The organism is Nocardiopsis flavescens (genome assembly GCF_900141985.1).
Lineage (GTDB): Bacteria > Actinomycetota > Actinomycetes > Streptosporangiales > Streptosporangiaceae > Nocardiopsis > Nocardiopsis flavescens.
The window spans coordinates 265,912-291,533 of the sequence record NZ_FQZK01000004.1; the positions used below are offsets into that span (position 1 = coordinate 265,912).

29 protein-coding genes are annotated in these 25,622 nt (G+C 76.0%); 15 read left to right on the plus strand and 14 right to left on the minus strand.

The genetic code is table 11. The annotated features are described in order from the left end of the window. The first annotated feature begins 34 nt into the window (after positions 1-34). The 3 genes from BUE45_RS10035 to BUE45_RS10045 all read left to right on the plus strand — a co-directional run bounded on the left by BUE45_RS10035 (position 35) and on the right by BUE45_RS10045 (position 3,179). A complete protein-coding gene (locus BUE45_RS10035; protein ID WP_073378026.1) occupies positions 35-799 on the plus strand; it encodes a FadR/GntR family transcriptional regulator in 765 nt (254 codons plus the stop codon). A 308-nt stretch (positions 800-1,107) separates the two neighbouring features. After that, on the plus strand, positions 1,108-1,920 hold the full coding sequence (locus BUE45_RS10040) for a TetR/AcrR family transcriptional regulator (protein ID WP_073378028.1): 813 nt from the start codon (positions 1,108-1,110) through the stop codon (positions 1,918-1,920). A gap of 41 nt (positions 1,921-1,961) precedes the next feature. Then, positions 1,962-3,179: an FAD-dependent oxidoreductase gene (locus BUE45_RS10045; RefSeq protein ID WP_073378030.1), complete on the plus strand. Its 1,218-nt coding sequence runs from the start codon at positions 1,962-1,964 to the stop codon at positions 3,177-3,179. Here the strand turns inward: BUE45_RS10045 and BUE45_RS10050 are convergent. Continuing rightward, positions 3,127-4,092: an EamA family transporter gene (locus BUE45_RS10050; protein WP_073378033.1), complete on the minus strand. Its 966-nt coding sequence runs from the start codon at positions 4,090-4,092 to the stop codon at positions 3,127-3,129. The genes BUE45_RS10045 and BUE45_RS10050 overlap by 53 nt on opposite strands. 106 nt (positions 4,093-4,198) lie before the next feature. On the opposite strand from BUE45_RS10050, the gene BUE45_RS10055 reads away from it, so the two are divergent. Further along, positions 4,199-5,098 (plus strand): LysR family transcriptional regulator, encoded by a 900-nt coding sequence (locus tag BUE45_RS10055; protein WP_073378035.1) that lies wholly within the window; start codon positions 4,199-4,201, stop codon positions 5,096-5,098. 42 nt (positions 5,099-5,140) lie between these two features. On the opposite strand, the gene BUE45_RS10060 is transcribed toward BUE45_RS10055, so the two are convergent. From BUE45_RS10060 to BUE45_RS10085, 6 genes are all read right to left on the minus strand, one after another. After that, a complete protein-coding gene (locus BUE45_RS10060; RefSeq protein ID WP_073378037.1) occupies positions 5,141-6,163 on the minus strand; it encodes a glutathione S-transferase family protein in 1,023 nt (340 codons plus the stop codon). A 271-nt stretch (positions 6,164-6,434) separates the two neighbouring features. After that, positions 6,435-7,331, minus strand: coding sequence for a hypothetical protein (locus BUE45_RS10065; protein WP_073378039.1), 897 nt, complete (start codon positions 7,329-7,331; stop codon positions 6,435-6,437). A gap of 63 nt (positions 7,332-7,394) precedes the next feature. Further along, entirely contained in the window at positions 7,395-7,958 is a 564-nt protein-coding gene (locus BUE45_RS10070; RefSeq protein ID WP_073378041.1) for a hypothetical protein, read from the minus strand. Positions 7,959-7,986: 28 nt separating this feature from the next. Continuing rightward, complete coding sequence (locus BUE45_RS10075) at positions 7,987-9,639, minus strand: hypothetical protein (protein WP_073378043.1); 1,653 nt, start codon at positions 9,637-9,639, stop codon at positions 7,987-7,989. Beyond that, positions 9,632-10,417: a hypothetical protein gene (locus tag BUE45_RS10080; RefSeq protein ID WP_073378045.1), complete on the minus strand. Its 786-nt coding sequence runs from the start codon at positions 10,415-10,417 to the stop codon at positions 9,632-9,634. Before BUE45_RS10080 ends, BUE45_RS10075 begins: the two co-directional genes overlap by 8 nt. A 141-nt stretch (positions 10,418-10,558) precedes the next feature. Then, the gene (locus tag BUE45_RS10085; protein ID WP_245832952.1) at positions 10,559-11,242 is read right to left on the minus strand and encodes a Crp/Fnr family transcriptional regulator; all 684 of its coding nucleotides are present in this window, start codon (positions 11,240-11,242) and stop codon (positions 10,559-10,561) included. Positions 11,243-11,414: 172 nt separating this feature from the next. Between BUE45_RS10085 and BUE45_RS10090 the strand changes: the two genes are divergently transcribed. Further along, positions 11,415-11,966: a TOPRIM nucleotidyl transferase/hydrolase domain-containing protein gene (locus BUE45_RS10090; RefSeq protein WP_143173316.1), complete on the plus strand. Its 552-nt coding sequence runs from the start codon at positions 11,415-11,417 to the stop codon at positions 11,964-11,966. 14 nt (positions 11,967-11,980) lie between these two features. Here the strand turns inward: BUE45_RS10090 and BUE45_RS10095 are convergent, their stop codons facing one another. After that, positions 11,981-13,087, minus strand: a complete 1,107-nt coding sequence (locus BUE45_RS10095; RefSeq protein WP_073378050.1) for an NAD(P)-binding domain-containing protein — start codon at positions 13,085-13,087, stop codon at positions 11,981-11,983. A gap of 75 nt (positions 13,088-13,162) precedes the next feature. Then, complete coding sequence (locus tag BUE45_RS10100; RefSeq protein WP_073378052.1) at positions 13,163-13,519, minus strand: cupin domain-containing protein; 357 nt, start codon at positions 13,517-13,519, stop codon at positions 13,163-13,165. Positions 13,520-13,624: 105 nt separating this feature from the next. On the opposite strand from BUE45_RS10100, the gene BUE45_RS10105 reads away from it, so the two are divergent. Beyond that, positions 13,625-14,608, plus strand: a complete 984-nt coding sequence (locus BUE45_RS10105) for an ArsR/SmtB family transcription factor (RefSeq protein WP_073378296.1) — start codon at positions 13,625-13,627, stop codon at positions 14,606-14,608. Between the two features lie 249 nt (positions 14,609-14,857). Then, on the plus strand, positions 14,858-15,118 hold the full coding sequence (locus BUE45_RS10110) for a hypothetical protein (protein ID WP_073378054.1): 261 nt from the start codon (positions 14,858-14,860) through the stop codon (positions 15,116-15,118). A 143-nt stretch (positions 15,119-15,261) separates the two neighbouring features. On the opposite strand, the gene BUE45_RS10115 is transcribed toward BUE45_RS10110, so the two are convergent. Both BUE45_RS10115 and BUE45_RS10120 read right to left on the minus strand, forming a co-directional pair. Further along, entirely contained in the window at positions 15,262-15,828 is a 567-nt protein-coding gene (locus BUE45_RS10115; RefSeq protein WP_073378056.1) for a TetR/AcrR family transcriptional regulator, read from the minus strand. Positions 15,829-15,850: 22 nt separating this feature from the next. Continuing rightward, a complete protein-coding gene (locus BUE45_RS10120) occupies positions 15,851-17,356 on the minus strand; it encodes an MFS transporter (protein WP_073378058.1) in 1,506 nt (501 codons plus the stop codon). Between the two features lie 286 nt (positions 17,357-17,642). Here BUE45_RS10120 and BUE45_RS10125 point away from each other — a divergent pair, with 286 nt between their 5' ends. After that, a complete protein-coding gene (locus tag BUE45_RS10125) occupies positions 17,643-17,984 on the plus strand; it encodes a DoxX family protein (RefSeq protein WP_073378060.1) in 342 nt (113 codons plus the stop codon). Positions 17,985-18,214: 230 nt separating this feature from the next. Here the strand turns inward: BUE45_RS10125 and BUE45_RS10130 are convergent, their stop codons facing one another. Further along, positions 18,215-18,655 carry a MarR family winged helix-turn-helix transcriptional regulator gene (locus BUE45_RS10130; protein WP_073378063.1) on the minus strand — a complete coding sequence of 147 codons (441 nt, stop codon included), beginning with the start codon at positions 18,653-18,655 and terminating at the stop codon, positions 18,215-18,217. Positions 18,656-18,732: 77 nt separating this feature from the next. Between BUE45_RS10130 and BUE45_RS10135 the strand changes: the two genes are divergently transcribed. Further along, complete coding sequence (locus tag BUE45_RS10135) at positions 18,733-19,158, plus strand: helix-turn-helix domain-containing protein (RefSeq protein ID WP_073378065.1); 426 nt, start codon at positions 18,733-18,735, stop codon at positions 19,156-19,158. A 145-nt stretch (positions 19,159-19,303) separates the two neighbouring features. Further along, entirely contained in the window at positions 19,304-19,708 is a 405-nt protein-coding gene (locus tag BUE45_RS10140) for a MerR family transcriptional regulator (protein ID WP_245832956.1), read from the plus strand. Between the two features lie 43 nt (positions 19,709-19,751). Here BUE45_RS10140 and BUE45_RS10145 read toward each other — a convergent pair whose 3' ends face one another. Together BUE45_RS10145 and BUE45_RS10150 are read right to left on the minus strand one after the other, a co-directional pair. Beyond that, positions 19,752-20,687 (minus strand): DUF5996 family protein, encoded by a 936-nt coding sequence (locus BUE45_RS10145; RefSeq protein WP_073378070.1) that lies wholly within the window; start codon positions 20,685-20,687, stop codon positions 19,752-19,754. A gap of 40 nt (positions 20,688-20,727) precedes the next feature. After that, positions 20,728-21,465, minus strand: coding sequence for a flavodoxin family protein (locus BUE45_RS10150; RefSeq protein ID WP_245832958.1), 738 nt, complete (start codon positions 21,463-21,465; stop codon positions 20,728-20,730). Positions 21,466-21,608: 143 nt separating this feature from the next. On the opposite strand from BUE45_RS10150, the gene BUE45_RS10155 reads away from it, so the two are divergent. The 5 genes from BUE45_RS10155 (at position 21,609) to BUE45_RS10175 (ending at position 25,604) form a co-directional block, all read left to right on the plus strand. Then, complete coding sequence (locus BUE45_RS10155) at positions 21,609-22,349, plus strand: GntR family transcriptional regulator (protein WP_073378072.1); 741 nt, start codon at positions 21,609-21,611, stop codon at positions 22,347-22,349. Positions 22,350-22,552: 203 nt separating this feature from the next. Next, entirely contained in the window at positions 22,553-23,605 is a 1,053-nt protein-coding gene (locus tag BUE45_RS10160) for a pirin family protein (RefSeq protein ID WP_073378074.1), read from the plus strand. Positions 23,606-23,696: 91 nt separating this feature from the next. Further along, a complete protein-coding gene (locus BUE45_RS10165) occupies positions 23,697-24,092 on the plus strand; it encodes a GNAT family N-acetyltransferase (RefSeq protein WP_073378076.1) in 396 nt (131 codons plus the stop codon). Next, on the plus strand, positions 24,089-24,541 hold the full coding sequence (locus BUE45_RS10170; protein WP_073378079.1) for a carboxymuconolactone decarboxylase family protein: 453 nt from the start codon (positions 24,089-24,091) through the stop codon (positions 24,539-24,541). Before BUE45_RS10165 ends, BUE45_RS10170 begins: the two co-directional genes overlap by 4 nt. 91 nt (positions 24,542-24,632) lie before the next feature. Next, positions 24,633-25,604 (plus strand): MsnO8 family LLM class oxidoreductase, encoded by a 972-nt coding sequence (locus tag BUE45_RS10175; RefSeq protein ID WP_073378081.1) that lies wholly within the window; start codon positions 24,633-24,635, stop codon positions 25,602-25,604. Positions 25,605-25,622 lie beyond the last annotated feature (18 nt).

The window sequence follows — 25,622 nt, forward strand, 5'->3', positions numbered from 1 at the left end:
GGCTGGTCCCACCGGCCCGCGGGCGCGGCGCACGATGGAGGGGACCGTGGTGAGGACGAACGCCGAGCCCACCGCCGGGGAGGCGGGACCGGCGGCGGAGGCCGTGTTCCGGCCGGTAAGGGCGGGCAACGCCTTCGAGGAGACCGTGGAGCGCCTGCTGTCGGCGATCCGCCTGGGCGTGGTCCCCCACGGGGACCGCTTCCCCGCCGAGCGGGAGCTGGCCGCCCGGCTGGGGGTCAGCCGCATCACGCTGCGCGAGGCGATCCGGGCCCTGGCGGAGGCGGGCTACGTGGAGTCGCGCCGGGGCCGCACCGGCGGCACCTTCGTCACCTACGTGCGCCCCCGGCCCAGCCGGGCCGAGGCGCGGCGGGTGCTGGAGGGCATGGCCGTGGACCTGGACGACCTGTTCGCGTTCCGGCGGGCGCTGGAGATCGGAACGGCGGCGCTGCTGGCCGAACGGGGGCTCACCGCCGCGCAGGACCGGCTGCTCGCCGAGCGGCTGGCCGCGGTGGACGGGGCCGAGGTGGCCGACTACCGGCGGCTGGACACCGTGTTCCACCTGACCCTGGCGGAGCTGGCCGGGTCGCCGTCGCTGGCCGCGGCGCTGACGGACGTGCGGATGCGGTTCAACGACCTGCTCGACGCCATGCCGATGCTGGTCAAGAACCTGGAGCACAGCAGCGCCCAGCACCGGGCGATCGTGGCCGCGGTGCGGGCGGGCGACCCCGACGCGGCGCGCCGCGCCGTGGGCGAGCACCTGGAGGGCAGCGAGGCCCTCATGCGCGGCTTCCTCTCCTGATACGCCGGGCGTCGGCCGACCGGCCGAGCCGCCGCTCCTCCTGCTCCGGCCCGGCCCGCCCGGACGCGGCACGTCCGCGGGCGGGCGCGCGCCCCGTCGACCCCCCACCGCGCGAGCACGGACACCGCCCGGCCGGGGCCGCGCGCACCCCCGACCACGCGGAACACCGGTCCGCCCGGTCTGCGCCGCTGCCCGCCCCCTCCTCGCGGGACGCGGGCCCGACCGAATCCGGCGTCACTTTCCCCCCACCGGCCCCACGAGCACCGAAATTCTTGTCTGGAACTCGATTACGGGATACCTTGATATTGATGTCAGATACCGAACACGCACACGCTCCGGACGACCTGGTGGACGCGGCGATCCGCGCCGCCGGCCGGACGGGAAGGGATGTGGCCGACGTGCCGCTCATCGAGATCGCGCGGGAGGCGGGGCTCTCCCGCAGCACCCTCCTGCGCCGCCTCGGGGGCCGGCGCGGGCCCCTGGACGCCGCCGTGCGCGCGGCCGGGGTGGACCCCGGCGGCCGTCCGCCGGTCCGGGACCGGGCCGTCGACGCCGTGGCCCGCCTGCTGGACGAGGTGGGCCTGGCCGCGACCACCATGGAGGCCGTCGCCTCCGCCGCCGACTGCTCGGTGCACAGCCTGTACGCCGCCTTCGGCTCGCGCGACGACCTGCTGGCGGAGGTCTTCGAGCGGTACAGCCCGCTCTCCGGCGTGGAGGCCTTCCTCGCCGATCCGGGCGAGGACCTGGCCGCCGCCGTCCGCGGCGTCCACCTGGTGCTGGCCCGGGCGTTCCTGAGCGGGCCCCGGGTGTTCCCGGCGCTGCTGTCCGACGTGTTCGCCCGGCCCACCGGCCCCACCCGGGACCTGCTGGCCGCCCGGTTCTTCCCCCGGGCCCTGGCCGCCCTGGGCGGCTGGATGGCCGCGGAGGTCGCCGCCGGGCGCGTGCGCGACCTGCCGCTGCCGCTGCTGGTCCAGCAGCTGGTCGCGCCCGTCGTCGTCCACTTCGCCCTGCGCCCCGCCCTGACCGGGGTGCCCGGTATCGGCTTCCCCGACGTGGAGGAGACCTGCGCCGTGTTCAGCGACGCCTTCCTCCGGGCCGCGGCGACCGACCCGCCGCACTGAACCAGGGGCGGCGGCGCCGCCCCGGGAACGGGAGGTTCCCGATGACCGAACGCACCACCTGCCTCATCGCCGGCGGAGGCCCCGCCGGGATGGTCCTGGGCCTGCTGCTCGCCCGCGCGGGCGTGCCCGTGACCGTGCTGGAGAAGCACGACGACTTCCTGCGCGACTTCCGCGGCGACACCGTCCACCCCTCCACCATCCGCCTGATGGACGAACTCGGCCTGGGCGAGCGGTTCGCCGCCCTGCCGCAGAGCCCGGTGGACCGGGTCGCCTTCCCCCTGGGCGGGGGCCGGACCGTGACCATCGCCGACTTCCGCCGGCTGCCCGGCCGCTACCGGCACATCGCGATGGTGCCGCAGTGGGACCTGCTCAACCTGCTCGCCGGGGCGGGCGCGGAGGAGGAGGCGTTCACCCTGCGAATGGGGACCGAGGCCACCGGGCTCCTGCGGGAGGGCGGCCGGGTGGTCGGCGCCCGCTACCGGGGCCCCGACGGGGAGGGCGAGATCCGCGCCGACCTCACGGTCGGCTGCGACGGCCGCAGGTCGCTGGTGCGCCGGGAGGCCGGACTGGTCCCCGCGGAGTTCCCGGTGGACATCGACGCCTGGTGGTTCCGCCTGCCCGGCGTCCCCTCGACCCTGCGCGCGCTGACCCCCCGGGCCGGATGGGGCCGGTTCCTCATCGTCATCCCGCGCGAGGACTACCTCCAGATCGCCTACATCGGCCGCAAGGGCACCGACGCCGAACTGCGCGCCCGGGGCGTGGAAGCGTTCCGGGACGACATCCGGGAACTGCTCCCGGAGCTGGGCGACCGGGTCTGCGCCCTGGAGTCCATGGACGACGTCAAACACCTGGACATCCGGCTCGACCGGCTGCACCGCTGGCACCGCGAGGGGGTCCTGTGCATCGGCGACGCCGCCCACGCGATGTCCCCGCTGGGCGGGGTCGGCATCAACCTGGCGGTGCAGGACGCCGTGGCGGCGGCGACCCTGCTGGCCGGGCCGCTGCGGGAGGGGCGGGCCGACGCCCGCGCCCTGGGCCGGGTGCGCGACCGCCGCCTGCTGCCGACCGCGGCCGTGCAGCGGCTCCAGCGGGTCATGGAGAGGGTCGTGGTCGACCCGATGCTCCAGGGCAGGCGGCAGGGCCCGCCCGCGCCGCTGCTGTGGGTGATGGAGCACCTGCCGTTCATGACCTCGGTGCCCGCCCGGCTCATCGGCCTGGGTCTGCGCTCGGAGCACGCCCCGGAGTTCGCCCGGCGCTGAGCCCCGGGTCCCCCTCCTCCCCCGGGCCGGGTCCCGCCGGCCCCGGGGCGGCCGGGCGCCGCGCCCCGCCCAGGGCGGTCAGCGCCACGCCGCCCACCAGCAGGACCGCCGCGAGCAGGTTGAGCGGCGTGATCGCCTCACCCAGGAACACCAGCGCGGAGAGCATCCCGAACACCGGGACGAGCAGGGTGAAAGGGGCGACCGCCGAGGCGTCGTGCTCGCGGAGCAGGAACCCCCACACGCCGAACCCCAGCACGGTCGCCACCCAGGCGACGAAGAGGAGCGCGCCCACCCCGGCCCAGTCCAGCCCGCGCAGCGCCGCAAGACCCGCCTGCGGCCCCTCCACCAGCAGGGACAGCGCGAACAGCGGCAGCGGCGGCACCAGGCTCATCCAGACCGTCCACGACAGGGCGTCCGGCGGGGCGGCCTTGCGGGTGATGACGTTGGCCAGGCCCCAGAACGCGGCGGCCCCGACGATCATCGCGAACGCCGTGAGCGGCCCCGAGGCGCCCTGCGCCCAGGCGGCGACGCCGATCCCGGCCAGCGCCACCCCCATGCCCGCGTAGCGGAGCGGGCGCAGCCGCTCGCCCAGGAACACCACCGCGAAGGCCGCCGTGAACACCGCCTGCACCTGGAGCACCAGCGAGGTGAGCCCGGCGGGCATGCCCAGGTGCATCCCGGTGAAGACCAGGCCGAACTTGGCCACCCCCAGGGTCAGCCCGGCGAGGACGACCCAGACCAGGGCGACCCGGGGCCGCCGGACGAAGAAGACCGCGGGCAGGGCCGCCACCACGAAGCGCAGCGCGGTGAAGAGCAGGGGCGGGAAGTGGTCGAGGCCGACGTCGATGACGACGAAGTTGACACCCCAGACCGCCGCGACGAGCACGGCCAGGGACAGGTGGAGGGGACGCATGGGTTCGATGATGGCCGCCGCGAGGATTAAGCACCAGCGAAGATTCGTACACTGTTGGATTCACACCTGCTACACGGTGGCGCGGCCCGCCCGGAAGGAGCACCCCGTGCTCGACCTGTCCCGTCTGCGCGCGCTGCACGCCGTCCACGTGCACGGCTCCGTCGCGGCCGCCGCCAAGGCCCTGGGCTACACCCCCTCGGCGATCTCGCAGCAGGTCGGCAAGCTCGAACGCGAGACCGGCACCCCGCTACTGGAGCGGCAGGGGCGCGGCGTGGTGCTCACCGACGCCGCCGCGATGCTGGTGGGCACCGCCGGTCGGGTGCTGGCCCTGGTGGAGGAGGCGGAGGTGTCCCTGGAGGAGCGGCGCGGACGCCCCCACGGGCGGCTGACCGTCGCCTCGTTCGCGACCGCCGCGCGCGGACTGCTGCCCGGGGTGCTCGCCGAGCTGGCCGCCGCGCACCCCGCCCTGGACGTGCGGCTGTTCGAGGAGGACCCGCACGCCACGCCGCCCATGGTCGCCCAGGGCACCGTGGACCTGGCCGTGGTGCACGACTGGGACATCGCGCCGATGAGCGTCCCCGAGGGGGTGGCGCGCGAGCGCATCGGCGAGGACCGCTGCGACATCCTGCTGCCGCCCGACCACCCGCTGACCGCCCGCGCCGCCCTGACCCGCGCCGACGTGGCCGGGGAGCGGTGGATCTGCCAGCCCCCGGGGACGGTGTGCCACGACTGGCTGACCCGCACGATGCGCGCCATCGGCGCCGAGCCCGACATCGCCCACTACGTGGCCGAGTACCAGACCCAGCTGGCGCTGGTGGCCGCCGGCCTGGGCATCGCCGTGGTGCCCCGGCTGGGCCGGGGCCCGCTCCCGGTGGACGTCGCGGTGCGCCCGGTGGACCCGACGCCGGTGCGCGGCCTGTCGGTGCTGTGGCGGGAGGGCACCTCGCGGCGCCCGGCCGTCACCGAGGCGGTGCGGGTCCTGCGCGCGCACGCCGCCGCCCTCTGACCCCGCGCGGGTCGGGGGCCGGGCCGTGCGCGGGTCGAGGGCTCAGGCGGCGATGTCCGGGACCCGCTCCCCCTCCGGCACCGGGCCGGGCAGGGTGGCCCGGCCGAAGGGCGGCCCGCCCAGCGCCGCGCGCCCGTGCGGGGCGAGCCACTGCGCCGGGTCGGGCCCGGCGGCGACGATGCCCGTCGGGTTGATGCCGGTGTGGACCCGGTAGTAGTGGACCCGGATGTGGTCGAAGTGCGTGGTGTCGCCGAACCCGGGCGTCTGGAACAGGTCGCGGGCGTACGCCCACAGCGCCGGGTACTCGGTCAGCTTGGCGATGTTGCACTTGAAGTGCCCGTGGTACACCGCGTCGAAGCGCACCAGGGTGGTGAACAGCCGGACGTCGGCCAGGGTGACGGTCTCCCCCACCAGGTAGCGGCGGGAGGACAGGCGCGCCTCCAGGTCGTCCAGGCGGGCGAACACCCCGGCGACCGCGCGGTCGTAGTGCTCCTGGTCGGGGGCGAACCCCGCCCGGTACACCCCGTTGTTGAGGTCGCGGTACACCTCGGCGCCGACCGCCTCGATCTCGTCGCGCAGCGGCTCCGGGTAGAGGTCGGGGGCGCCCTCCCGGGCCAGCGGCCCCCACTCCCCGGCCAGGTCCAGGCTGAGCCGGTCGTAGTCGTTGGTGGCCAGGTGGCCGGTGGTGACGTCGACCAGGCCGGGCACGCTCACCCCGCCGGTGTAGCCGGGGTCGCGGGCCAGGTAGGCCTCGCGCAGGGCGTGGACGCCCAGCACCGGGTCCCGCCCGCCGGGGCTGCCGGTCGCCTCGGTGAACACCCAGTGCGGGTCGCCGTCGATGACCTCCTGGACGGGGTCGGTGACCGCGAGCGAGACCGCGTCCTCCAGGCCCATGAGGCGGCGGACGATGACCGTCCGGTGCGCCCACGGGCAGGCCCGGCTGACCACCAGCCGGTAGCGTCCGGGCTCGGCCACGCGGCCGAACCGGCCGTCGGCGGTGACCCGGTCGGCGAAGGCCGCCGGGTCGCGTGTGATCTCCTCCGAGGGGACTTCGTTGGCCCGCATCCCGCTTCTCCTCCCGGCGACGGCGCTTCGGACGCATCGTAACCCCGCGCCCCCGGCGCGGCCGTGACCGGCGGGGCGCGGGGGACGCGTGCGGCGAGAGGGACGCCGGGGACGCCGTGACGCGAACGCCCCGCGGGCACCCCGCGGCACACCCACCACCCCCCGCACACGACCCGCGGGAACACCGCGGGGCGGGCGCGCGCCTTCCGTCCTCGACGCACTCCCGCCCCGCCCCCGGGTCAGCCGCCCCCGGGGGGCCCGTCGGCGGGGGTCACCCCCCGTCCGCCCCGCCCAGCGACGCCACCGCCTCCCCCAGGTACCCCTCCAGGTCCGCGCGCTCCGCCTCGGCCGGGCCGCGCAGGGTCACGGTCACCACCCGCCCGTCGCGGGCCAGGGCCGTGGCCAGCGCGTACCGCGCGGGATCGGTCCCGTGGCGGAACTCGAACGCCGGGTCGCCCGGCGACCACGCGCCCTCCGCCGCCGAGAAGACCTCCTCGTACGCCTCCTCGTCGCGGGCGGGCACCCGGACCCGGTCCTCCAGCACCCGGTCCAGGTCCGCCTCCTCCCCCTCCTCCCAGGCGAGCACGGCCTCGAAGCGGTCGTCGGCGACGAGCGTGAAGGTGCGCTCGTCCTCCCCCTCGCCGGCGGGCTCCCACAGCCCCGGGTCCAGGGCGGGCGCGGTGTCGGGGGCGGTCGGAGCGTCGGGGGAGGGCTCCTCCGAGGCGCCGGGAGCGGGGTCCCGCGGGCCGTCCGGCGGGTCGGTCGCGGTGTCGTCCGGCCCGGGCGCGTCCGTGTCGTCCCCGCCCGTCCCCTCTCCTCCCGCGCCGTCGCCGGCCGGGCCGTCCCCGCCGTCCCCGCCGCCGAAGGGGTCGCCGCCCGGGGTGCCGTCGTTCCAGGCGGAGGAGTCGGAGGGGGCGGCGGTCGGCTCCCCGTCCGTCTCCCCGCCGGTCCCGTCGTCCCCGAAGTAGCCCGCCGCGGGCTCGCCCGCGACGGCCGGCGGCCCCTCCTGCGCGGTGACCAGCCCAGGGGAGGCGCCCACCAGCACGGCCGCCGCCAGCCCCGCCACGGGCGCCCAGGGCACCCCGGCCTCACCCGGCTCGGGCAGCGGCCGCTCCGCCGGCTTCTCCCAGCGCTGGCGCTCGTCGTCCCAGCGCGGTGTCGTCGTCATCGTGTCCGGCCTTTCTCGTGGTTTCCGGGTGCGGCCGCGCGCCGGAGGGGGACCGGCCCCGGCTCAGCCGCCATGGCGCTGTTCGATCGCCATCAGGGAGGACTGCAGGTCCTCCACGGCTCGGGTGGAGCGCGCCACCTCGCCGAGCACCGTGCTGCCGCCGCGGACCAGGGACAGCAGGCGTCGGAGGAGCCCGGGGGCCACCGCTCCGCCCTCCTCGATCTCCCGCCGCGCCTCGTCCAGTGCCCCGCCCACCGTCTCGGTCTCGAAGGTGGCGGGCAGGGCGGCGAGCGCGGCGCGCACCTCCCGCAGGTCCTCCAGCGCCCTGGCCGTGAGCGGGTCGGTGCGCACCGAGGCGTCGACCGCCTCGGAGTCCCTCCCCGTGGCCACCGCGCCGCCGGTGACGTGCCCGGCGACCACCGTCTGCCCCGCCGGGGCGCTGACCGGCCGGGCGGTGACCGGCGGCAGCGGGGCCGCCGGGCCCTCGTGGCGGGACTCGTCGCGCGCGGACGCCCTGTGGCCGGTGGCCAGTGCGCCGCCGGTGACGGATCCCCCGATGTAGAGCCCGCCCGCGGCGGGGGCGCCCTCCTCCTCCTGGTGCTCGGGCCCGTCGTGTTCGTGCGCCATGTGCTCTCCCCTCTCGTTCCCGTGTCCTCTAGCCCTGCGGAGCGCTCCGGGCGGAGTGGTCCTGGGCGCTGGCCCCGCGGCCGGTGGCGATGGCCCCGTTGTTCATCGAGCCGCCGATGAAGACGGCCCCCTCCCCGACGTTGACGACCTGCTGGCGGAACTCCTCGGTCTCGTATCCCGCCTGCGCCAGCGCCTGGTCCACGCCCTCGGTGATGCGCAGCCCCAGCGTCTTGACGTAGCGGATGACGTCCATCCGCTGGAAGTGCGACAGCTTTCCGCCGTCCACGTGCTCGCGCAGCGAGAACACGGGACCGCGGACGCGCATGTCCCCGTCGTCGAAGGCGGACGCCTCCCCGGCCGAACGGGCGGCCGGCAGCAGGGCGCCCAGGGTCTTGCGCAGCCCGGTGTCGTGGGCCATCCACTGGTCGAGCCCCCCGTCCACGTCCACCCCGGAGGTGAGCGCGTCCACCAGGCCGTCCATGATCCGGAACCGCTCCTCCAGGGGCCCGAGCAGGTAGGGGACGATCTCCAGCAGCAGGATCCCGCCCTGGGTGTGGACCCGGACGAACACGGTGACGACGACCTGCTCGTCCCAGCCAGCCACCCGGATGCGCAGGAAGTGGCGGCGCCGCTCCCCGCCCTCCCCGACGGCGGCGCGCAGGTGGTCGGCCACCCGGGCGTCGTCGGGCCCGCCCACCGGGAGCCTGCTGCGCGGGACCCCGTGGGGCAGCGTGCCCGGGAGGTACACGCACTCGGCGATCTCCAGGCCGCCGAGCCGGTCGCGGCCGTCCTCGGCGGCCGACAGGGTCAGCGACTCCAGCTGGGGGCGGATCAGGTCCACGACCACGCGCTCGTCGAGCGGGCTCGCGGGCGCCGACCGGTCCGCGCCGGCCTCGCGCAGCTCCAGGGCGATCGACCACATGTGCAGTTCGCCGCCCGCCCCCAGGAAGGGGTCCTCGTTCCGGTACGGGACGAGCGCCGAGTACTGCTCACGGGCGATCGCGCGCAGCAGGGGCACGTGCTTGCTCGGCACGTGCGCGATGGGGACCGAGCCGGTGAAGGTCTCCTCGCTGAGTTCACGGGCCAGGATGCGCTTGAGGCGCTCGCGGTGGGCGCGCCGGACCAGCCAGGGCATGAGCAGGGTGTCGGCCTCGCGGGCCAGCGCCACGGCGTCCCGGCCCGTGTCGCCGGGCAGGAAGTGGACGCCGACCCGGACGCAGAGCGCCAGAAGGACGAGCGCCAGGGCGACGGCGGTCCAGGCCGACACCCGGTCGAACCGGACGGACTCGGCCCATCCCACGGCCAGGAGCAGCAGGACGCCCGTCAGCACCGCGACGGCCACCACCCGGGCGGTGGACAGCCGGCGGTGGAACTCCTCGTCGATGGCGTCGGCGCGCAGGCAGTGGGCGACCACCGGCTCCGCGTCGAACCCGTAGGAGGGGGCCACCACGCGGCGGGCGTCCTCCACCAGGCGGCCGAGGACGATCCGGCGGTAGACGCGGTCGAGGTAGGCGCCCAGGCACATCAGCCGTGTGACCTCGGAGGAGGTGCCGGTGGGCGCGTCGGCGGCGAACCCCTGCGGGGCAGGGTCCCCCCGGCCCGGGGCGGGCGCGTCCGGGCCGGGGGGAGCGGGCGGGGCCGCGTCGGCGGCCGGGAGGACCCGGGTGGTCGCGTCAGGCATCGTGCACCGCCTCGAAGACGACCGACCCCGGGGCCGGGCGGGTGCCGGGCCGCGGCGCCCAGGGGTCGGCGTCCCTGTGCCGGACACCCTCGCGCCCGGCGGTTCCGGGTGCCGCACCCCCGGGCCGGGAGGAGGGGCGCGGCACGTACAGGTGGCCCGGGGCGCGGTAGCCCTTGGCCGGGTGCGACACCTCGACGGGGCGGAAGGCGCGGGGTGTCAGGGCGGTGTACCCGCCCAGGACCGCGTCCTCGTGGGCCCGGCCGGTCAGGCCGACCACCAGGAGGGTGATCTCGGGGTCGGCCGCGGCCAGGGCCTCCTTGAGCGGGGCGGCGTCCAGCAGCCGGTGGGTCTCGGTCATCGCGGTGCCCACGCCGTCGCCGGGCTCGGCGCCGCCGCTGTCGGGCAGCGGGCCCAGGCCCACCGCGGCGCGCAGGCGCAGCCGCAGGCCGCGGTCCTCGAACGCCAGGTGCGGCTGGGTGTCGGCCAGGACGCCCTGGAGTTCGTCCATGAGGGGGTGGACGAGCAGGGGGAGGTACTCCGAGGGGGCGCCGACGACGTACCCGTCGCCGGTGTGCTGGGGGAACGCGCAGGTCCGCCACAGGTCGGCCAGGCCGCAGCGGTCGAAGGCCTCCTCCAGGACCTCACGGACCGCGGTGTTGAGGATCCTCTGGTGGCGGGAGGAGGTGCGGGAGTACCCCTCCGCGTCGAGTGCCAGTACGGCGCGCTGCGGCGGCATCATGAGGCTCGTGCGCCGGGCACGACGGGAAATGTCCGCCATGGTCTTCGTCGGCTCCTGGGTGGCGAGTGAAAGCACACGGTCCTTGGGGACCGCGTGGACACCACTGTCACCCGTTGCGGACGGGCCTATTACCCAGAACTGGGCATCCGGGGGGACGTTCTTCGCGGATGTATCCGTGTATCAGTCGGTACGCGCACCGGCGTCGTCCGCCAGGGCGCCGCGCAGCCGCTCGGCGCCGTGGATGATCAGGCTCCGGCGGCCGGTGGACACCACCCCGGCCTCGCGCAGGCGGCGGATCTCGGTCTGGACCCACGACAGGGAGCGGCCGACGGCCTCGCCGATCTCGCGCTGGGTCAGGTGCAGCTCGACCGTGCCCGGGTCCGCCGCCGGGGGTCCGGCGAGGCGGAGCATGGTCTCGGCCAGCCGCCGGCGCGATCCGAGCTTGGCCATCTCGGTGCGCAGTTCCTCGCTCTCCTGCTGCCTGCGCACGATGTGCTCCCACAGCAGGCGCTCCAAGCGCATGGTGCGCACCAGGGAGCGGAACCGGACCCCGGGGATCACGTGGGTGGAGCAGGAGGCGCGGACCGCCCGCACCGTCGTGGTGCGCGGCAGGCCCGAGAGCACCGACATCTCCCCCAGCACCTCGCCGGGACCGCGTATCGCCACCAGGGCCTCGGTGCCGTCGCGCAGCAGGACCGAGACCTTGACGTTCCCGCCGAGCAGGAGGTGGACGGTGTCGTCCCGGTCCCCCTGCCCCATGATCGGCACCGCCGTTCGGTGCACCCGCGGCGATCCGGCGCGCACCAGCGCCTCCCACTGGTCGTCCCGGAGCAGTCCTCCGAAGCCCTGCCTGACCACCGCCACGCCTCCCCGGCCACTCGACGCCCTCCCCTCCATGGTGGGCGACCGGCCCGTGCCGTCCACCGGTGATGCGTCGGGCGTTGTCCAAGCGTGACGTCATATGACAGGACATGTACCGGCGCAAACGCGGGAAAAGGACTGGGCGGCCCGGCGGGCAGGCCGTAGGGTGGCGCGCGTGGAAGGGCGGAACGGCTTCGGCACCGCGGTCCTCGTCGAGGGCGAGAGCGACCGCTCCGCGCTGCTGGCCCTGGCCGGGCGGCGCGGGCTCGACCCGGGCGCCCTGGGCACGGCCATCGTGCCCATGGGCGGCGCCACCAACGTCGGCCGCTTCGTGACCCTGCTGGGGCCGCGGGGCGCCGGTCTGCGCCTGGTGGGTCTGTGCGACGCCGCCGAGGAGCGCCACTTCGCGAGGGCCTTCGCCGGGGCAGGGCTGGGCCCCGACTTCCACGTGTGCGTGGCCGACCTGGAGGACGAGCTGATCCGGGCGCTGGGCGTGGCCGGGGTGGAGCGGGTGATCGCCGGGCAGGGCCGGGAGCGGTCATTGCGCACCTACCGCCGGCAGCCCGCGCACCGGGGGCGGCCGGCGGACCGGCAGCTGCACGGGTTCATGAGCAACCAGAAGGAGCGCTACGCCCGGGCCATGGCGGACGCCCTGGCGCCGGGCCTGGTGCCGGAACCCCTGGCCGCGGTCCTGGCCGCCCTGGAGACGGCCGCCGGAACGGTCTGACGCCCCGGCCGGGGTCAGACCCCGGCCGGGGCGCGCAGGTGCTCCACCACCTGGCGGGCGACCGTGCGCCCCGCCCGGTTGGCGCCGATGGTGCTGGCCTGCGGCCCGTACCCCGCCAGGAACACGCGCGGGTCGCGCACCGCGCGCCCCTGCTCCACCCGCAGCCCGCCCTCGGGCTCGCGCAGCCCCAGCGGGGCCAGGTGGGTGAGCTCGGAGCGGAAGCCCGTCGCCCAGATGATCGCGTCCACCGGCTCGAAGGAGCCGTCGGCCCAGCGCAGCCCGTCGGGCTCGATCGCGGCGAACATGGGGCGGGCCACCAGCAGGCCGCGCTCGACGGCGGCCAGGTTGCGCGGGGTGGCGGGCAGCCCGGTGCCGCCGGAGATGCTCGGCAACGGCCGGCCGGCGCGGGCCGCCTCGTCGGCCTGCCGCACCGCGGCGACCCCGGCCCCGGGGTCGTCGGTGAACCGCACCGGGCGGCGGGTGACCCAGACCGTGGCGGCGGCCACCCCCTCCAGCTCGTGGAGGAAGCCGGTGGCGGAGGTGCCCCCGCCCACCACCGCCACCCGCAGGCCGGCGAAGTCCCGCGCGGCCCGGTACTGCGGGGTGGAGACCTGCACGCCCCGGAACCCGGCGGCCCCCGCGAAGTAGGGCCGGAACGGACGCCCCCAGGTCCCGCTCGCGTTCACCAGCACCCGGGTGAGCAGCGCGCCGCGGTCGGTCTCCACCCGCAGGCGCCCGTCCCCGGCCTCGCGGACCGCCGTGACCCGCACCGGGCGGCGCACCCGCAGGTCGAAGGCGCGCTCGTAGCGGTCGTAGTACTCGCGGACGATGTCGCGGGCGGGCCGGGCCCCGTCCGCCGTGGCGAAGCTCAACCCGATCTCGCGCATGCCCGGCAGGTCCTCGACCTTGTGGGCGTCGTCCAGGCGCAGGGCCTCCCAGCGGAACTGCCAGGCCCCGCCGGGGGCGGGCCCCCGGTCCAGCACCACCGCGTCCTCGCCCGGGACCAGGCCCATGCGGCGCAGGTGCCAGGCCACCGACAGGCCCGCCTGCCCCGCACCCACCACGACCGCCTCGGCCCCGCCGGCCTCCCCCGGTCCGGTGCCCGTGCCCCCGTCCGCCATGGCCTCCCCCTCGCATCGCCGCCGTCCATGGGCAACAACGGGCGGCGGGGTTTCTTCCCCGCAGGCCGGGCGGGGTCACTCGTCCTCGAACTCCTGGATGAGCGTGTCGGAGGCGTGCACGCACATGATGCGCAGCCGACCGGTGCCCGAGTTGACGAACCCGTGCCACACGTGCGGGCCGACCACCGCCGTGTCCCCGGCCCGGGCCACCACGCGCTCTCCCCCGATCGTGATGGAGGCCTCGCCCTCCAGGACCGTCCAGGTCTCGCTGTAGGGGTGGCGGTGCAGGCCGGGGCCCTGTCCCGGGTCGTTGTCGACGAGGAAGAAGCTGATGCCGGAGCCGTACTTGCGGCCCTCGAAGAGCCCGGTGCGGCGGGCCTGGCCGACGACGATCTCGTCGAACGGAATGGCGCGGGCGGTGGTGGCGTCCATGGTGTCCTTCTCCCGGTGTCGGTGCCCGGCGGCGGCCCCGCGGCCCCGCTCCCGGCGATGCCCCCACACTGGCGGCCGGGCGCCGCGGGGCTCTACTGTTTCGACATGGATCGAAAGAGCGCCCGCTTCCACATCGGCGCGGACGACGTGTCGGCGATCCGGTTCGGGGTGTCCCCCGGCCACGAGCTGGCGCACGCGGTACGGATCCTGCTGAACCCGCAGCGGCACCCGCTCCAGTGGGGGTGGCTGCGGTCGGTGAAGCCGTCGGTGCCGGGCCCCGCCCTGGACCGGCTGGCCGCGGTGGTCCGCCGGGAGGGGTACTTCCCCGACTTCCTCACCGCCGCGCCGAGCTGGGACATGACCCCGCGGGACGAGGTCGAGCGGCTGCGCGGGGTGGCGCTGGACGCGGTCCGGTTCGACCTGAACAAGGTGCTGGTGCGGTCCGAGGGCCGGGCCCGGGACCTGGTGGCGCGCATGATCGAGCGCCCCGGGCGGACCCGGGACATGCTGGCCGACGCCTGGGAGCAGGTGTGGGAGGCGACGATGGCCCCGCACTGGCCGCAGGTCCGCCGCCTGATGGGCGCCGACATCGACCTGCGGATGCGGCGGATGGGGGCGGGCGGGGTGGGCGCGATGGTGTCGACCCTGCACGAGACGGTGAGCTGGAACCGCGACACCATCGAGGTGGCGCTGCGCCTGCACGACGAGGACGTGCGCTGTGAGGGCAGCGGGGTGGTGCTGGCCCCGTCGGTGATGGGCACCGCCCGGTGCGCGGTCCTCACCGAGCCGCCGGTGCAGCCCAGCCTGTTCTACCCGGTGGACGGGCTGTCGGAGACCTGGATCCACGGAGCGGCGGCCGAGGCGGCGCTCGGCGAGCTGCTGGGCGCGGGCCGGGCCCGGGTGCTGGCCTGCCTGGACGGGCCCCGGACCACCTCCGAGACCGGGCAGGCCTGCGCGATGGCGGTGTCGACGGCCTCGCACCACCTGGCGGTGCTGCACCGCTCGGGGCTGGTGCACGCCCGCCGCGAGGGCAACCGGGTCCTGCACACGCGCACCCCGCTGGGCGAGGCGCTCCTGGGCCGCGGCTGATCCGGGCCCGGGAGGCGGGGAGGCGGGGAGGCGGGGAGGCGGGGAGGCGGGGAGGCGGGGAGGCGGGGAGGCGGGGAACGAAATCACAGAATTCGGATATGTGAATTCACTTGACCATTGCTTTACCCTCACTTTTCCCCTGCTTTAACAAGTGGCAACCTATGATCCTCTCGATCCGGAAAAGCGCGATCGCGCACCCTCAGGGCACATTCCGGACACCCTTTCACGGGAACACAGAAGAGGTGGTTCGTGAAGCTCACCAGGACCCTCGCCGTCGCCGCCATGACGGTCGTCGCCACCCTCGGCCTCACCTCCCCCGCGGCCGCCGTCGAGCCGACGCCGCAGTGCGAGTCCAACGGCGGGGCCCGCCCCTGCTGGGAGTACTACTCCTGGTACTGGACCTACGCCGCCTGCCACGAGGAGGGGCGCAAGCAGGTGGACAACCGCCGCTACGACGACTACCAGTGCGACGGCGGAGCCACCGTCTACCTGTGGCTGCGCCGCCCCTGACCGCAGGGGGAAAGGTCCCGCGGACATTCTCCGCGGGACCCGGCCGAAAAGGCGCCCGAAAGAAAACAACCACACGCGACGCGATTCCGGGAAGCGCAAGCGCATTCCGGGGCCGGACCGATATCACGGGCCGCCGGAAAGGGTCAGCGCCCGCCGGCGAGCGCGTGGTCCAGCACCGCGTACACGTGGTCGGTGTCGGCCTCTCCCCCGCCGAGCAGCAGGGACGCGCACAGCCCGTCGGAGGCGGCCACCAGGGCCTCGACCGCGGCGGGGTCGTCGGTGCGGGCCCGGGCCAGCTCGGCCACGCTCTCCCGCCAGCGCAGGGCCAGCGGGCGCAGCGCGGGACGCCGCGCCGCCAGCGTCGACAGCTCCCGCTCGGCGAGGGCGCGCTCGCGCCCGGTCCCGGCGGACTCGGCGATCAGCTCCGCCAGGCCCCGCAGGGTGTCCCCGCCCGCGTCGATGACGGCGCGGACCCGCCCGCTGTAGTGGTCGGCGACGGTGGCCAGCGCGGCGACCAGCAGGTCGTCCAGGGTCGCGAAGTAGTACGTGGTGAGGCTGGCGGTCACCCCCGCCTCCCGGGCGACGGTGCGGTGGGTCACGCCGGAGGCGCCGTCCCTGCGCACGACGCGCAGGGTCGCCTCGATGATCTCCGCCCGCCGGCGCTCTCCCCGGATCCTGCGCCCGTCGGTGGCCGCCGCCGCCTCGCCCATGGTGCCTCCCACACCGCCCAGGCTAGCGGTCCGCGGGCACCGGGGCTCCGATCGGACCGACGTGGCGCAGGGCGGCGGCGCAGACCACCGCGAGCACCGCGATGACCGGCCCGGTGGCCAGGGCGGCCAGGTTGAGCCCCGCGACGAACGCGTCCACCGCGCTCTGCACGGTGGCGTCGGGCAGCCGGTCGGCCACCGAGCGCACCCCCGACAGCCCCTCGCCGGCCCGGGCCGCCACGTCGGCGGACACGCCCTCGGGCGGCACGACCCGCTGCCGGTGGACGGCTCCGGCCAGCCCGCCCAGCAGCACCACCCCGAGCGCCAGCCCCAGTTCCTGCACGGTCTCGGACACCGCCGCCGCGGACCCCGCCCTCTCCGCGGGCGCCGCCCCCACCACGATGTCGGTGCCCAGCGCGGCGATCGCGCCCAGGCCGAGGTAGACCAGGGCGAACCCGAGGACCACGCCGAGCCGGTCCCCCGGGCCGGCCGCCGCCAGCAGGGCGTAGCCGCCCAGGGAGACGGCCAGGGTCGCCGCCATGACGGTGCCGGGGCGGATGCGGCGGGCGGCGAGGGGGGCGCCGACGGCGGCGGCCAGCATGGCCAGGGCGGGCGGCCCCATCCACAGCCCGGCCTCGGTGGCCGCCAGGCCCTCGACCAGTTGCAGGTACTGGGTGACCAGGAACATCGCCCCGCCCACGCCGACCAGGCCGACCAGCAGCACCACCAGGGCGGCGGAGAAGGCCCGGTCCGCGAACAGCGACACGTCCAGCAGCGGCGCCGGGGAGCGGAGCTGGCGGCGCACGAACAGGACCGCGCACACGGTGCCCGCCAGGGCGGCGGCCAGGGTCCACGGGTCGGGCCCGTCGACGGCGAGGTGCTTGACGGCGTGGACGAGCGGCAGCAGCGCCCCCAGCGAGAGGGCCACGCCGGGGAGGTCGAACCCGCCCGCGCGCGGGGCCCGGTACTCGGGCAGCAGGACCGGGGCGGCCACCGCCACGACCGCCGCCACGGGGACCGCGACCAGGAAGACCGACCCCCAGGGCAGGTGCGCCAGCAGGGCGCCGCCCACCACCGGCCCCGCGGCCATCCCCAGGGCGAACACGGTGGCCCACACCCCGATGGCCAGGGCGCGGTCGCGGGGGTCGGGGAACAGCGTGCCGATGAGCGCCAGCGTGGAGGGCATGAGCGTGGCCCCGGCGACGCCGAGCAGCGCCCGGGCGGCGATCAGCCACTCCGCGCTGGGGGCGTACGCGGCCAGGACCGAGAACAGCCCGAACGCGACGGCGCCGGCCACCAGCAGCCGGCGGCGGCCGACGCGGTCGCCCAGGCTCCCCATCGTGACGAGGAAGCCCGCGATGAGGAGCCCGTAGGCGTCCATGATCCACAGCGTCTGCGCGGCCGTGGGCTCCAGGTCCGCCGCCAGGCTCGGCAGCACCAGGTAGAGCACCGTGACGTCCAGGCCGAGCAGGGCCGTGGGCAGTGACAGCAGCGCGAGGCCCGCCCAGGCCCGTATTCCGGGGCGTTGCATGACGCCTCCCCTTTTCACGAGAACAAGTTGAACGATTGCACAAGTTGTACCATCGTTCAACTTTCTACGGAAGAGTGCGGGAGGGACGCGGCCGTCCACCGGACGCCCGCCCCCGGTCCGCTGTGCGGCGTCCTCCCCGCAGGCCCCGGCCCGGAGCCGGAAGGGCGTTCGCAGAACGGGCTCCGCGCCGCCGTCCCGTACCCGGCTCCGAGCGGACCGCGGTCACATCCGGGTCCCGCGATCCGTCACAGGGGCGTGACCGCAGTCGACACCCGGGAGCCGAACGATGCACCTCCTCCACCTCGCCGCCGTCCTGCCCGCGGCACTGGCCTGCGCGGCGGCAGCGGTCGCCGACCTGTCCGGCCACCGCTACCCGCGCGAGGAGGCGGACCGGCTCGGCGTGCCCCGCAGGTGGATCCCCCTGCTGGGCGCCCTACTCGGGGCGGGCTCACTGGGGCTGCTGCTCGGCCTGGCCGTGCCCGCGGTGGGGACGGCCGCCTCCGCCGGGCTGGTGCTGTACTTCCTCGGCGCCCTCGCCGCCCACCTGCGCGTCGGCGACCTGCGCCTGGGCCCCTGGGCGCTGTTCTTCACCGCCTCGGTGGCGGCGTTCGCCGCCTACCTGCCCTGACGCCCGGGGCGGCGGCCGGCCCCCGCCCCGGTGGTACGCGCTGCGGCCCGGCCGAACCGGCCGGTCATCGGCGGGCCGGCCGACCGGGCCATGCCGCTGGACGGCGAGGCCGCCCGCATGGACGCGGACGGGATCCGGCGGCACGCCGGGGCGGCGCCGGACGCCTTCCTGCCGGGTGTGCCACCGGCGCCGGGGCGGCCCCGCGCGAGCGGGCGGCCGACCCGGGACGACTAGGCCTCCCGGGCGCCCTCGGGGTCCCGGGCCAGCCGTGCGACCAGGCCCAGGAACACGGCGCGCTCCCCCGCCGACAACGGGGCCAGGAACCGCTCCTGGACCTCGGTGAGCACGGCGTCCAGCCGGTACAGCTCCGCCCGGCCCGCCCGCGTGATCGAGACCCGGTTGCGCTTGCGGTCGGCGGGGTCGGGCTCGCGCAGGATGAGGCCGCTCCCGCCCAGGACATCGAGCGAGCGGGTGACGTCGCCGCGGTCGAGCCCGGCGGCCCGCCCCAGCTCCGCCTGGCTCAGCGGGCCGGACTCCTCCAGCGCGGCGAGCAGCCGGTAGTGGTACGGGCGCGCGCCGGCCGCCGCGAACGCCTCCTGGAGCAGGCCGTGCGAGCGCAGGTGCGCCCGGCCCACCAGCCAGGTGGCGCGGCCGTCGAGTCTGTGGACCATGGGTCCCACGCTATCAGTCTGTTGGTGCCACCAATAAAGATGTACCGTTGGCTCCACCAACAACAGTGGAGGTCCCCGTGATCCCGTTCGGCGCCCGCCTCATCGGACAGACCGAGAAGTCCCTCAACGCGCTCCTGGCCACCGTCCTGGCCGACAGCGGCCTGACCGGGGAGCAGTGGGTCGCCCTGCGCCTCACCGGCCTGTTCGACGGCGGGGGCGACCTGGCCGCGCACATCCGCGACCGGGCCCGCTTCTCCGATCCCGGCCCCCTGCTCGCCGCCCTGGCCGACCGCGGCCTGGTCCGCGCGGACCGTCTCACCGGCGAGGGCCGCGCGTTCCTCGACCGGACCGGCCGCCGGATCGACGCGCTCACCGCGCCGGTCTGGGAGCGGGTCTCCCCCGACGACGCCGCCGGCGCCGAGCGCGCCCTCAACGCCGTCCTGGACGGCACCCGCGCCGTCCTCGCCGCCGGGCCCGCCCGCGGGGCCACCACCGGGGCCTGAAGCAGGGGGCGCCGCCCGGGGCCGGCGGACGGCCCCGGCACCGCGGCGGTCGGCCGGTCGTGTCGGGTGCCGCCGCGGATCCGCTCGCCGCTCCCTCGGTCCGCGGCTACGCTGAAACCTCACATCCATGTGAGAGGCGAGCGCCGTGCCTCAGAGCACCGAGGGGGAAGCCGTGCGGATCGGGGAGCTGTCGGAGCGGACCGGCGTGAAGGTCCGGCTGCTGCGCTACTACGAGGAGCAGGGCCTGATCACCAGCGAGCGCAACGCGGGCGGGCAGCGGGTGTTCGCCGAGGAGGCGGTCGGGCGCGTGGGCTTCGTGCGGCTGCTGCTGGCCGCGAACGTGCCCACCCGCACCATCGCCGAGATGATGCCCTGCCTGGACGCGCCCAGCGAGGAGACCGTCGACGGCGCCATGGGGAGCCTGGCCCGCGAGCGCGAGCGCCTCACCGCGCACATCGACGAGCTGGACCGGGCCCGCGGGGCGATCGACGGCCTCCTGCGCGACGCCCGGGAGCGCCGGGACCGCCTGGCCGCGGCCGGCGCCCGCTGAGCGGCGGCGCCCGGCCGGCAGGGCCGGGCGCCGCCCCCGCGGCTCAGGCGGTCCCGTGCCACCGGAAGGGGTCGTCCTCCAGCGCGGCGCGGTCCCAGTTCCCGAGGTCCGCGGCGGCCTCGTAGGTGGTGCGCAGGAACTCGGCGACCGCCCGGTCGGGGTCGGGCGCGGAGCGGGCCGCCTCGTAGGGCAGCAGGAACTGCTGGAACTCCTGGCTGAAGTACGCGCCCTCGGGGCCGACCGGGTGGTCGGCGAACCCCTCGGGTGCGGGGTAGGCGTAGGAGTAGAAGGCGCCCTCCTCTCCCCCGCCGGGCCAGAACCCGCAGCTGGACAGCTCCCGCGAGTAGCCCTCGACCATGACCCAGTCCCCGCAGTTGGGGACCCCGCCCGGGTGCGGCGGGGCCGAGCGCCCGGAGAAGCGGGTGCAGGCCAGGTCCATCCCGCCCCAGAAGAAGTGCACCGGGCTGACCTTGCCCACGAAGTGCGACCGGAACTCGCCGATCACCCGGTCCGCCTGGATCAGCTGGCGCCAGAAGAGGGTGGCCGCCTCACCGTCGTAGGAGGCGTGGTCGTGGTCCTCGGCGAACGGGATCGCCGGGTCGACCTCGTTGGGGCTCGGCCGGATCGGCGCCTCGATCCCGAGCCGGTCGAGCATGTCCATGAGCCGGGCGTAGAACTCGGCGACCGGCATCGGCCGGAGCGGGAGCGCCTGCACCCCGCCGTCGCTGCTGCGGACCTCCAGCCGGTGGCCGACGAAGTCGAACTCGATCTCGAAGGCCCCCGTGCGGTACGGGACGGCCGAGGTCGTCAGCCCGCGCGGGCTGACGTAGAGGGTCACCTGCCACCAGTGGTTGAGCAGCGGGGCGTGGGCCATCCGGACCTTGCCCACGATCTGGGTCCACATGTGCAGGGTGTCGCGGGTGGCGGTCCAGTCCGATACCCGCAGGCTCGGCCAGCTCGTCGTCGCCGGGGTGTCCATCGGCACTCACTTCCTTCGGGGCGTCCGGTGTGCACGGTGCTCAGCGGTATTCGGGGTTGGCGTTGTCGGGGTGGCTGCCGTCGTCCCAGGCCGTCCGCTGGTTCCCGTAGGCCGGGAAGCCGCCCGCGCTCCGGATCATCGACGCCGTGTGCAGCAGGTTGTAGGTCATGAAGGCGATGTTGCGGTTGGCGAAGTCGTTCTCCGGCCCGCCGGAGCCCTCGTCGAGGTAGGAGGGGCCGGGGCCGACCTCGCCGAGCCAGCCCGCGTCCGCCTGGGGCGGGACGGTGAAACCGATGTGCTGGAGACTGTAGAGGATGCTCATCGAGCAGTGCTTGAGGCCGTCCTCGTTGCCGGTGAGCAGGCAGCCGCCGACACGGCCGTAGTAGGCGTACTGGCCCTGTTCGTTGAGCACGCCCGAGTAGCCGTAGAGCCGCTCGATCACCCGGCGTGTCACCGAGCTGTTGTCGCCCAGCCAGATCGACCCGCCGATGACCAGGATGTCGGCGGCCAGCACGCGTTCCAGCAGCCCGGGCCAGGCGTCGGTCTCCCAGCCGTGCTCGGACATGTCCGGGCGGACGCCGGTGGCGATGTCGTGGTCGACGGCGCGGATCTGGTCGACGGCCACCCCGTTCGCCTCCATGATCGCCACGCTGCGGTCGATCACGCCCTGGGTGTGGCTGGGCTCCGGGGAGCGCTTGAGGGTGCAGTTGATGTACATCGCGCGCAGCCCGGAGAAATCGGGCCTCTCGGTCGCGGATGCGGTCTCGGACGCGGTCACGGTTGTCCTTCCGGATGTGCGGGTCCCGGTCCGCCGACACGACCGCGCCGGCTCCGGCACGTGCCGTTATACACCGGGGAAAATAGACGGTCAAACAAAAAATCTTTTTTTCGCCTTGGCATAGATTTCAGTAGGCTTGTCCCATGACCAATCGAACCGGTGCGTCGTCGCTGGCCCAGCGCGCCTACGCCCGCCTGCGGGCGGACATCCTGGAGGGGCGGCTGCGACCGGGCCAGCGCCTGCGCCCGGCCGGGCTGGCCGCGGCCCAGGGCGTGAGCGTCAGCGTGGTGCGGGAGGTGCTGAACCGGCTGGCCGGGGAACGGCTGGTGCGGGCGACCCCGCAGCAGGGGTTCACCGTCGTGCAGGCGACGGCCGCGGACCTGGTCGACCTCTTCGACGTGCTCGCCCTGGTGGAGACCGCGGCGCTGCGGGAGGCGGTCGAGCGCGGCACCCTGGAGTGGGAGAGCGGGGTGGTCGCCGCCCACCACCGGCTCGCGCGCACCCCGGTCCCCGACCCGGACGGGCCCGGTGACGGCGCCGACGAGTGGGCGCGGGCGCACGACGCCTTCCACGCCGCCACCATGGCGGCCTGCGGCAGCCCGCGGCTGCTGGAGACCATCACCGGCCTGGTGCAGTGCGCGGCGCTGTACCGGCGGTGGACGCACCCCCACGGCGAGGAGGGGCGCGACGTCGCCGCCGAGCACCGGGCGATCTTCGAGGCCGCCGTCGGGCGCGACGCCGACCTCGCGTGCCGGCTGCACCAGGAGCACGTCCGGCGGACGGTCGACGGCGCCCTGGCGGCCCTGGAACACGAGAACGCCGCGGCGACGGGCGGAACCGGCCCGGAGCCGGGAACACGGGCGCCCGCACCGGAGGGCCCCTGACCGGCGCCGCCGGCCGGGGCGGCGCGCGGCGCCCGGAGAGCGCCGCGGCCCCCGGTACGGCGACGAGGACGCGAGAACAGGACACGGACCGCGCGCCGGCCGAGCCCGGGGGCTCCGGGCGCCCCGGGGCCGCGGGCCCCGGCCGCGGGCACACCCGACGTGAGATTCCCCGTGCGCACCCGCGCGGCAGAGAGGACACCGCGATGACCAACCCAGAGGAACACCCGACCGCACAGGTGTGCGCCGACGGCGGCCTCCCCGGCCCCCGGGCCGAACACGGCGGCGGGGCCCCGGTCGAGATCATCACCGCCCGGGCGGTGCCCCTGGGCGGGATCCGCGCGATGGACGTGCGCCGCACCCTGCCCCAGCGCCGGCGCTCGCTGATCGGGGCGTGGTGCTTCATCGACCACTACGGGCCCGACGAGGTGGCCGACACCGGCGGAATGGACGTGGCCCCCCACCCGCACACCGGCCTCCAGACGGTCAGCTGGCTGTTCGAGGGCTCCATCTCCCACCACGACTCCGGCGGCCACGCCGCCCGCGTCCTGCCCGGGCAGGTCAACCTGATGACGGCCGGAGCGGGCATCTGCCACTCCGAGACCTCCACCCCCGACGCCGAGCGGCTCCACGGCGTGCAGCTGTGGGTGGCCCTGCCCGAGGAGGCCCGCCACCGCCCCGAGCGCGGGTTCGAGCACCACGTCCCCGAACCCGTCGAGTTCGACGGGGGGTCCGCGCTCGTGTTCGCGGGCTCGCTGCTGGGCTCGCGGTCGCCCGTGCGCGTGTACACGCCGCTGGTGGGAGCGGAGATCCGGCTCCGCCCCGGCGGAGTACTGGACCTGCCGGTCGACCCCGGCTTCGAGCACGGGCTCCTCGTGGACACGGGCGGGGCCGTCACGCTCGAAGGCGTGCGCGTGCCCGAGGACGCCCTGGGCTACACCGGCGTGGGGTCCCGCACCCTGCGCATCGCCAACGAGGGGGACGGCGACGCCAGGCTCGTGCTCCTGGGGGGCGCACCGTTCGGCGAGGAGGTCGTCATGTGGTGGAACTTCCTGGCCCGCTCGACGGAGGAGATCCGGCGCTACCGCCAGGAGTGGGAGGACCACGGCGAGCGGTTCGGCCGCGTCGAGGGGTACGTCGGGCACGGCGGCCCCGGGAGGAACCGCGAGGGGATGGAGCGCATCCCCGCCCCGGAGCTGCCGCCGGTCACGATGCTCCCCAGGAGGAACCCGCCGCCCCACGCCCGCTCCGACGCCTGACCGGCCCCCGGGCCGCCCGCGCCGGGCGGGCGCCCCCGCCCGGCCCCACCGCCTCCGCAGCACCCGCCTCTTCCACGGAAGGACCTTCACCATGCCCGAGCCGCAGACCGACAGGACCGGCGCCGCCGTGCACGTCACACTCGACGCACCACCGCCCGCCGTCGGCGCCTACACCGTGCGCCTGGAGGACGGCACCCCGGCCGGCCGCGCCGACTTCGTCGACCCGCCGGGGGCCGACGGCGAGCGCGTCATCTTCCACACCGAGGTCGCACCCGAGTTCGGCGGGCGGGGCCTGGCCGGCATCCTGGTCCGCGAGGCCCTGGCCGGCGCGGCCCGCGAGAACCTCACCGTCGTGCCCGTGTGCCCGCTGTTCGCCCGGCACCTGCGCGAGCACGGCGACGCGTACACCGCCGGGGGCGGCCGGTTCCGGCGGCCCAGGCCGGCCGACCTGGCCCTGGTCGAGCAGGCAGTGAAGGGGCGGGCATGAACGCGGAGCGCCCCTACATCGACAAGGAGCACCCCGAGGTCTACAAGGCCGCCGTCAAGGCGGCCGTGGCCTCCCGGGCCGCCGCGCGCGATGCGGGGCTCGGCGACGACACCATCGAGCTGGTCAACATCCGGGTGTCCCAGATCAACGGGTGCCCGACCTGTCTGAGCGTCCACCTCCCCAAGGCCCGTGAGGCCGGGGTGGGGCAGCGCGCCCTGGACGTGCTGCCGGCCTGGCGCGAGGCCGACCTGTTCACCGACCAGCAGAAGGCCGCGCTCGAACTGGCGGAGTCCCTGACGGTGATCGACCCGACCGTCGACCGCCAGGCGGTCAACGCCCGGGCGGCGGCACACCTGACCACCGCGCAGATCTCCGCGGTGGAGTGGACGGCCACGCTCATCAACGCGTTCAACCGCATCTCGATCGCCAGCGGCCACCCGGTGCGCTGACGCCGGACACGGGCGCCCCGCCGCCGCGGCGGCGGGGCGCCCGTACCGTTGACCCGAAGGCCGCACCACCGCACGGAGAGGACCGGGGACCATGCGAGTCTCCCTGCTCGACCGCTCGCGCACGCGCGAGGGCGAGTCCGACGCGCAGGCGATCGCGACGACCGTCGACCGGGCGGTGCGCGCGGACGGCCTGGGGTTCCACCGGTTCTGGACCGCCGAGCACCACGCGGTCCCGGGCGTCGCCGGCGCGGCCCCCGCGGTGCTGCTGGCGGCGATCGGGGCCCGCACCCGGGACATCCGCCTGGGCACGGGCGGGGTCATGGTGCCCAACCACAGCCCGCTGGTGGTCGCCGAGCAGGCGCTGGTCCTGGAGGCGCTCTCCCCCGGCCGGGTCGACCTGGGGCTGGGCGGCTCCCTCGGGTTCACCGCCCCGATCCGGCGCGCGCTCGGGCGCACCTCCCTGGCCGAGGGCGAGTACCGGGCGGACGTGGAGAAGGTACTGGAGTACCTGGAGGGGCGGGCCGAGGTCACCGCCCGGCCCGGCACCGGACCCGTGCCCGTGTTCGTGCTCGCCGTACGGGGCGGGCTGGCCCTGGCGGCGGAACTGGGGCTGCCGGCGGTGGTCGGCGGGCCGGTGCTGCGCGACGCCGACCGCCTGGCCGCGTACTTCCGGGACTTCCGGCCGAGCCCGGCCGTGCCCGACCCCTACCTGGTGGTGAACGTGGACGTCTCCGTGGCGGACACGCCGGAGCGCGCCCGGGAGCTGCTGCTGCCGGAGGCCTGGGCCTTCGCGGACTCGCGGGAGGTCGGCGAGTTCCGCGCGCTGCGCCCCGTGGAGGAGGTGCGGCGGCTGCTGGACGGGACCACCCGCGAGAAGAAGCGCAGGGCGGTGGACGACTGGCTGGACTCGGCGATCGCGGGCACCCCGGAGCAGGTGGAGGACGCGCTCGGCGACCTCCTCGACGACACCGGCGGTGCGGAGGTCCTGGCGAACGTCAGCACCTACGACCGCGAGGAGGTGGCCGCGGCCGACGCGTTCCTCGCCTCCCTCCGGACCCCCTGACGGGCCGCGCCCGCACCG